Genomic DNA, 6,998 nt, shown 5'->3' with positions numbered 1-6,998 from the left:
TTAAATATATTTTATAGCTATATATTAATTATATACACAAACATTTGTTCTTATACGTTTTTTAGCCTACTTTTGATAAAATATTTCCTTAATATATAATAAATATATTAAACACTTAAGAAATTTGTAATGAATTCCTTAAGTGTTTTAATCTATAATTAAATTAAATAAGCTAGTTATAGATAAGTATTAAAATATAAGAAAGGCTATAACTATTTCGCCTATGGTAAATAAGGCTTTGAGGAGGAACTTTTTTGAAGAAAAAAAGATTTAGTTTTAAAAACCTTTTATTTATTTTAATTATTATTAGTTGGGGTATGTTATTTATTTATTCTTTTAACAGTAAAAATCCTCATGAACAAGAAACCTTTCAGATTGAGTATAAAGATTCTATAAATAAATATTGTAAAGAGTTTGATGTTGATAAATATTTGGTGTATGCAATGATAAAACAGGAAAGCAATTTTAATAACCAGGCTATTTCTTCAGCTAAAGCAAGAGGTTTAATGCAGCTAACAGAGGATACATTTAACTGGCTAAAACCTCAGTTAGGAGAAAGTTCTACCACCTATGATGATTTGTTTGATGCAGATACTAATATTCGATATGGTGTGTTTTTTATTTCTATCCTTCAGAAAAATTTTTCTGAGCAAAACACTGTAGTTGCAGCCTATAATGCGGGAATGAATATTACCACTGAATGGTTACAGGATAGTAATTATTCAAGTGATGGTGCAACACTAAATAATATCCCTTATAAAGAAACTGCAAATTATGTTGATGTAGTGGACTATAATTATAAAAAGTATTTAGAAATATATAAAGATAAGTAAATTAAGGTGTAGTAATTAAAATTAAGTGATTACTTGAAAAATACCACATTTTCCAAAATAGAATAATGTGGTATTTTTATTTCCTAATTAAAATAGTGTTTTTAAAAATGAATTTATAAAGATAAAAAATTATATTATTGTGCCCCTTTATCAATATGTACCTGACCATCACCAACGACTACAACTCTATGTTCAGGTTTAAGTGGAACTAAATTATACTTTACTGATTTTGGTTCTAAAAGTAAAATTTGTGTTGCAATGAGATTTTCATTAAAAATAATGACATATACACTAGATGTGGAAATATTTTCAACATAATAAGAACCATCACTTGAAGGATTAAAATCTGAAATTCGATAAAAACCTTCTTCAAATACATTTTCCGCAAAGGCTGTTGTTGTAATAGATGCACTAAATATAAGGGTTACTAAAATTAATAATATAACAGTAAATTTTTTCATAGAATAACCACCTTTCAGTCTTATTTTATGTAATAACCATAAGACTATACAAATTTGTGGTTTGATCATATTACCTTCTTAGTCTTTCTATTAATAAAGCCAACTATTAATAAAGCTAAGATAGAAATCCAATAAATTATATTAATAACTATTTGTGCTGATTCACTTACATTGTTATACAAACTATAATTTTGCTTATAAAATATACCCGTAATTGTCATAAAAATAGCAACTAAGTTAGAACTTCTTTTATTTTTAATATACTTAACTATAAAATATATCCCCATAATAGTGAAAATTAAAATTGCACCATAATCAATGCCCATAACTAAAACTCCTTTTTATTTGCTATTGCATTTTATGTTAAGTCATATAAAATCAATAGCTTTTTTTAATCATTATTTATAATTATTGATTGCTAACTCTGCTTCCACAGGTAATTTTTCTTTTAAAACATTAATAACTTTATGGTAATCACTGGTTTTAAAATGAAAGGTTTGCTCCATAAAACCACCAAATAGTTTAACTTTTACATCCTTTGAATTAGTTACTTTAACTTTCTCAATCTCATTCCACAATATAAGCTCTTTATATCTATACATTGATATAAAACCTTGGGAGCTAATTCCTCCCTTAATCCAGCTGCTTATAAACGTAAGAATACATAACATTCCTATTACATAATGAATCCATGTATTAGCATAAAAATACATAATGCCTATGAGAATAATAATACCAAACAATACAACAACAATCTCTATAAGCCTTTTTCTTATTGGTATTATTAAGGCTTTTATATATTTTAGCTGCTTTAAAATTATTAAAATTAAAAGCACTGAAATAATAATGTCATTAATCTTCATTTATATCCTCCTGTTATAAAGCCTTTGATTTTGACTTCTTTTTTGCACTTAATGATTCATTTATGTGTATCACTTGATGTCTCGTCATTGGCATTAATATAATTCCCGCTACATTCTTTCTACCCCAAAAATCAATAAGCCAATTTGATGCCTTCACATCCAATACTGCTCTCTCATCTAATATACGTTGTAATCTATGTTTATCAAAGTTTCTTTTCATATCCTCAGTGGAAAGATTCTCTACTATGTCTCTTGTCCTTCTTCCTACTTCAATTCTATAATTTTTTAATTCTTCCATATTTATATTTTTACTAAATTCCATAATATCATCTTCTAACATTGCATTACCAGTATCTGTGATATTGGAGTTGATTTTTTCTTGCCAATTTCCCCTATTAAATATCTGTTTATCGCCTGCAACTAATAAATTCATTGTTATATCCTCTATCCTAGTACAATGCCAAATGCCATAGGCGATAGTACGGCCCTTTTGATTTTGTGAAGTTCTAAATGTATTTTCATCTAACCCTTCCCATAATTCATCTTCAAAAGTTTTTTTATCTACTCCTGACATAATGGATAAATGGACCATTGAATGCAAACTTAAAGCCAAGCTTTTACTTTCTTGAATTTTATCTGGTTTCAATATTATCTTTCTTAATTCCTTAATATCATCGTTCCATGATTTTAAATCCACTTAATATACTCCCCTTTATTTGTTCCCTATGGTTTATAATTAATTATTAACTCTAAAATTAATTTAGTGTTTTACCTTAGTTTTAATAACTCCACAACTCTATACCCATCACTCTTCATAGAAGTATATGGATGAAAGTTATATTTTATAGGTATTAATGTAATTATCGTTTTCCCAATGGTATTCCACTTAATACCCTTTAATATTAATTCTAATATGTAATATTCACTTATAGTATTACTACTAAGAATTATTAGTGATATTAAAAATAGCATTAGTGAAACCATTGGTCCTGATAACGCTATTATTATTGCCTTAATTCTATTATTCACAAATTCACCATAAACTCGTCCATATGAAATATCCATTATTGAATTATATCCTCTAAATTCTATTAGAAACCTACCTAGCTGTACCTTTTTACTCAAGTAAGAATTACCTATTTCAATTTTCACATCTCCCTTAGTAAACAGCAATAGTGGAATCCCATGTCCAATTTCATGCAGCAACGTTAATCCTGGTTCAAGTAATATAACTAAGAAATATATAACTATAAATTCCTTCAAATCATTGTTCCTCATCTTCCTATGAAATTAACTTTTTTATCTACATTCGTACTTTAGATTTCTGTAAAGTGTATTACCTCCATTAATTATGATATGACATAATATTGGATAGATAATTGATTGAGTAATTAAAGCTATATAGCTAAAGTATACTCCAATAATTAGAAAAGAAAAAAACATTGATACATTTTCTTTATTAAAAGACCAATAATTCAAATGAAATGCCATGAAAATAATTCCATTTAACAAAATAATAGCCTCAGCATGATCTCCTAATATATAGACTGTCATAGGTAAAATTAGTCCACGGAAGGCCACTTCTTCAAATATGGGTTGTATTACTCCATAATGAAAACATCTAAATTTATTACTTTTTCGTGGATAATAAATATTTATATTATATATACAAGTAAAAATTGTACTAATACCAACATATAATATAGCCATAATCCCCCACTTATTGTTTACAGGAACTTTTACTATATAATCAATGGGATTAACAACTAAATATATAATTAATAGTATTAGCCCCCAAGCGTAATACCCCTTACTTTCCCATAGTTGATAATTTATTGATTTATTAAAAAGTTTTTTAAAGATATTTTCTAATGGTTTATATGAAAATATTATTATTACCATTAATATTAAATAACCTGTTTTACTCATTAACTATAACTCCTCTATAATTTACGTATCTTCTGATACTAGTATATTAATCATTATTTTATATCGCATGGGTGCATTATATAAATTGAATTACGTAGTAAAATAATACACATTCAATTTTGAATGTTATAGTATCTTTAATTATTTTTCCTTTTTCATAGCTACATAATCTACTAGCTTCCCTAATAAAAACCCAATAATAAGACCAGAATACATTCCAATTATGCCACGCCAAGGATAAGAAAACAAAGTTGTAGCTAAGTTAGATCCTATTGACATTCCAAAAAGAGCAAAAATACCTGGAGTGTATATATTGTTACTTCTTTTATTTTTTATCAAGCACTTCACCTCTATAAATGTTATTGATTAGATTAATTATTAACTCTAAAACTAATTATACACCAATAAAAGTAAATTTAAAATAATTTTACCATAGACAGCCTTAGTAATTATCTTGATGATTTACACTAGCGTCTCTGCATTGATTTATAATCTAAATATTTTATATCCTCAAATTGCTAAAAAACACTGCATATTTATTTCTGAATCTGCAGTGTTTTGAATAGATTAAACTTTAAACTAAGATGACATAGCTAGTTATATAAATGCTAACGATTCTAAAAGTTATTTTGGAATTTTTTTAATAAGTTGTAATTATTTAATATTTTCTACTTTTTAATAATAGCAATCCAAACTTCTTGATGATTTTCTTGCATATAGCATTCAATTACAGGAAGATCAGCTAATTCATATCCTGAATTAGGAAGCCATTCACTATAAAATTGTTTATAAACCTTTTGAGTTGCATCTGGCAGTTCTCCATTAGCTTCAAAAATTGCCCATGTTGCAGCAGGGTAAGTAAACTCCTTCATTCCTTCAAGTACTGGAACATGTTTGCAGTTTGGTACATCAACATGATTTGTTACTGCTATGATGTATTCCATTTCTTCCGACTCTCCCCATTGTCCTCCTTGAGCAATTCCTAAAAAACCTGCAGGTCTATAGTCGGGAAAGTTGTCAAGGAACATTTTCATAGTTCCATCCTTCCATGAGTTTTCCCAAATTTGAGGAATTACTTCAAAGGCCTGGGCTGTTTTTACTTTATGTGATACTCCCATTACTCTAAATTCAGGCCACTGTTCAATTTGATAATTCATATGATTTTCTCCTTTTATTGAAATTTGAAAGGAGAGCTTAGGACAGGATTTCAGCTGTACAGTTTCATTTCTAACACTTGAAGGTAGTACTCCATGAAATTTTTTAAATGCCCTGGTAAATGAATCTTGAGATTCATATCCATACTTTAAAGAAATATCAATTATTCTTTCTGTGCTATTTAATAAATCAAAGGCTGCCATTGTTAATCGTCTGTTTCTTATATACTCCGATAAAGGCTTGTCCGCTATATATGAGAACATTCTTTGAAAATTGTAGACAGAACATCCAGCAATTTTTGAAATAGTTTCATAGGATATTTCCCCATGAAGGTTTTCTTCTATATAATTTATAGACTCATTTAAATTTTTTATCCAATCCATTCTTCTCACTCCCAATTTAATAGTATCTTTATAAACATATTTATACTCGATATTTCGTGCCCTATTTTGTAGCCTCATTATTATAAATTTACTTAGTTGTATTTTCCTTCTTTGAATCTTCAATTATATTTTGAATTATTTTTTTAGATTCTAAAATTTCCTCATCTGTATCAACAACTTCAAATATGATTTTTCCATCATAGTCCTTTAAGTAATTTTGGAAAATTAACCTAAAGTCAAGTTCACCTTGTCCAATAGGAAGATGTTCATGCTCTACATCAAAATGCTTATCTGCTATATGTATGCATTTAGGAAATTTCACTTTAAGTATTTCTTCTAAATGATTATAGTCATCTATATGAGCAATATCAAGGAGTAATTCAACATCTGGATTTTTATCAAATACTACTTTTAAGTCACTTGGTGTATAGTTAATCTTGTCCATTACACTATTATTCTCAATATAAAGTTTTATATTGTTCTTTTTTAATAGTTGGTTAGTCTTATAAATGTTGTCAGCAAGCAGATTTATAGTTTGAGAATTTATGATAAGACTTTTACATACGGGATGTATAATAACCTCTGTATGATTTAAATATTTTAATATCCTAATCAATTCATTATTATATTTATCATAATCATCAATATCATATACAGCATGAATTATTACTGGGAATTTTGAATTTAATACATATTCTTCTTTAGGAAATAATACCTTATCAAGTACTAATTCCCCTTTACTAAACCAAATTTGCATAAAATCAAATTTGTTTGATTTTGAAAAATCAATTTCATCTTTATAATTATTAAACCATCTTATACTTCTACCATATTCTATCATAGTTATATACTCCTTTTTTAATTTTCCTAACATAGCTCTAAAACTAAATATAAATTAATTGTACACCAATAAAAGTAAATACAAAATACACCGAATTCATTATCTAAGGAAATATCTTCAATAAATCCTTTAAAAATAAATTCGGTGGATAATTCAGGGTATATATATTTATTATTAACTATTACTTATCTATATCTTAAAATACTCTTCCAATTCCTCCACAGAATTTATATCAAAGATATCCATCCCAATTTTATCAATGGCATTAATGGGTAAATTCATTATCCTTTTCTCATATTCTTCAGGTAAATTTTTAAATTTTTTTAACAATTGTTTTACTAATAACTCTGCCTTACCTTCTATCTTTCCGTCCAATTTCCCCTTTTCAATACCCCTCTTTTCAACCTCTGGATCATATAATGTTTTTGTCATTCTACTCACCTCATTTTCTAAAATTTCATCCTTAATAAAATTTCTATTTAAGTATTCTATTAAATTTTGTATTGCTAGTAACATCTTATCCGATGACTAGC

Annotated in this window: 11 protein-coding genes; 1 reads left to right on the top strand and 10 read right to left on the bottom strand. The window is 26.9% G+C overall.

Features of this window, described 5'->3' with window-relative positions; translation table 11 throughout:
* Positions 1 to 254 precede the first annotated feature (254 nt).
* Positions 255 to 833 carry a lytic transglycosylase domain-containing protein gene (locus B3J31_RS05955; RefSeq protein ID WP_346868253.1) on the top strand — a complete coding sequence of 193 codons (579 nt, stop codon included), beginning with the start codon at positions 255 to 257 and terminating at the stop codon, positions 831 to 833.
* Positions 834 to 967: 134 nt separating this feature from the next.
* Here B3J31_RS05955 and B3J31_RS05950 read toward each other — a convergent pair whose 3' ends face one another.
* The 10 genes from B3J31_RS05950 to B3J31_RS05905 form a co-directional block, all read right to left on the bottom strand.
* Positions 968 to 1,294, bottom strand: coding sequence for a hypothetical protein (locus B3J31_RS05950; RefSeq protein WP_346868254.1), 327 nt, complete (start codon positions 1,292 to 1,294; stop codon positions 968 to 970).
* Between the two features lie 65 nt (positions 1,295 to 1,359).
* Positions 1,360 to 1,620: a hypothetical protein gene (locus B3J31_RS05945; RefSeq protein WP_346868255.1), complete on the bottom strand. Its 261-nt coding sequence runs from the start codon at positions 1,618 to 1,620 to the stop codon at positions 1,360 to 1,362.
* 72 nt (positions 1,621 to 1,692) lie between these two features.
* A complete protein-coding gene (locus tag B3J31_RS05940) occupies positions 1,693 to 2,157 on the bottom strand; it encodes a hypothetical protein (protein WP_346868256.1) in 465 nt (154 codons plus the stop codon).
* Between the two features lie 13 nt (positions 2,158 to 2,170).
* Positions 2,171 to 2,854, bottom strand: a complete 684-nt coding sequence (locus B3J31_RS05935) for a DinB family protein (RefSeq protein ID WP_346868257.1) — start codon at positions 2,852 to 2,854, stop codon at positions 2,171 to 2,173.
* A gap of 71 nt (positions 2,855 to 2,925) precedes the next feature.
* Positions 2,926 to 3,420, bottom strand: a complete 495-nt coding sequence (locus B3J31_RS05930) for a hypothetical protein (RefSeq protein ID WP_346868258.1) — start codon at positions 3,418 to 3,420, stop codon at positions 2,926 to 2,928.
* A 36-nt stretch (positions 3,421 to 3,456) separates the two neighbouring features.
* The gene (locus B3J31_RS05925; RefSeq protein WP_346868259.1) at positions 3,457 to 4,086 is read right to left on the bottom strand and encodes a CPBP family intramembrane glutamic endopeptidase; all 630 of its coding nucleotides are present in this window, start codon (positions 4,084 to 4,086) and stop codon (positions 3,457 to 3,459) included.
* Between the two features lie 141 nt (positions 4,087 to 4,227).
* Complete coding sequence (locus B3J31_RS05920; RefSeq protein ID WP_346868260.1) at positions 4,228 to 4,425, bottom strand: hypothetical protein; 198 nt, start codon at positions 4,423 to 4,425, stop codon at positions 4,228 to 4,230.
* A 329-nt stretch (positions 4,426 to 4,754) separates the two neighbouring features.
* Positions 4,755 to 5,624, bottom strand: coding sequence for an AraC family transcriptional regulator (locus tag B3J31_RS05915; protein ID WP_035131038.1), 870 nt, complete (start codon positions 5,622 to 5,624; stop codon positions 4,755 to 4,757).
* 88 nt (positions 5,625 to 5,712) lie between these two features.
* A complete protein-coding gene (locus B3J31_RS05910) occupies positions 5,713 to 6,465 on the bottom strand; it encodes a sugar phosphate isomerase/epimerase family protein (RefSeq protein WP_346868261.1) in 753 nt (250 codons plus the stop codon).
* Positions 6,466 to 6,654: 189 nt separating this feature from the next.
* On the bottom strand, positions 6,655 to 6,897 hold the full coding sequence (locus B3J31_RS05905) for a DUF4351 domain-containing protein (protein ID WP_346868262.1): 243 nt from the start codon (positions 6,895 to 6,897) through the stop codon (positions 6,655 to 6,657).
* Positions 6,898 to 6,998: the final 101 nt, after the last annotated feature.

It is taken from the genome of Clostridium sp. UBA5988 (assembly GCF_002435615.1).
Taxonomy (GTDB): Bacteria; Bacillota; Clostridia; order Clostridiales; family Clostridiaceae; genus Clostridium_J; species Clostridium_J sulfidigenes.
The sequence above is the reverse complement of the archived record's forward strand: the minus strand, read 5'-3'. Positions and strand labels throughout refer to the sequence as shown.

What these genes read in the sequence shown, in the direction of transcription:
- B3J31_RS05910 (WP_346868261.1), bottom strand. Translation starts at nt 6,465, where the DNA reads ATGATAGAATATGGTAGAAGTATAAGATGGTTTAATAATTATAAAGAT.
- B3J31_RS05915 (WP_035131038.1), bottom strand. Translation starts at nt 5,624, where the DNA reads ATGGATTGGATAAAAAATTTAAATGAGTCTATAAATTATATAGAAGAA.
- B3J31_RS05925 (WP_346868259.1), bottom strand. Translation starts at nt 4,086, where the DNA reads ATGAGTAAAACAGGTTATTTAATATTAATGGTAATAATAATATTTTCA.
- B3J31_RS05945 (WP_346868255.1), bottom strand. Translation starts at nt 1,620, where the DNA reads ATGGGCATTGATTATGGTGCAATTTTAATTTTCACTATTATGGGGATA.
- B3J31_RS05905 (WP_346868262.1), bottom strand. Translation starts at nt 6,897, where the DNA reads ATGACAAAAACATTATATGATCCAGAGGTTGAAAAGAGGGGTATTGAA.
- B3J31_RS05940 (WP_346868256.1), bottom strand. Translation starts at nt 2,157, where the DNA reads ATGAAGATTAATGACATTATTATTTCAGTGCTTTTAATTTTAATAATT.
- B3J31_RS05950 (WP_346868254.1), bottom strand. Translation starts at nt 1,294, where the DNA reads ATGAAAAAATTTACTGTTATATTATTAATTTTAGTAACCCTTATATTT.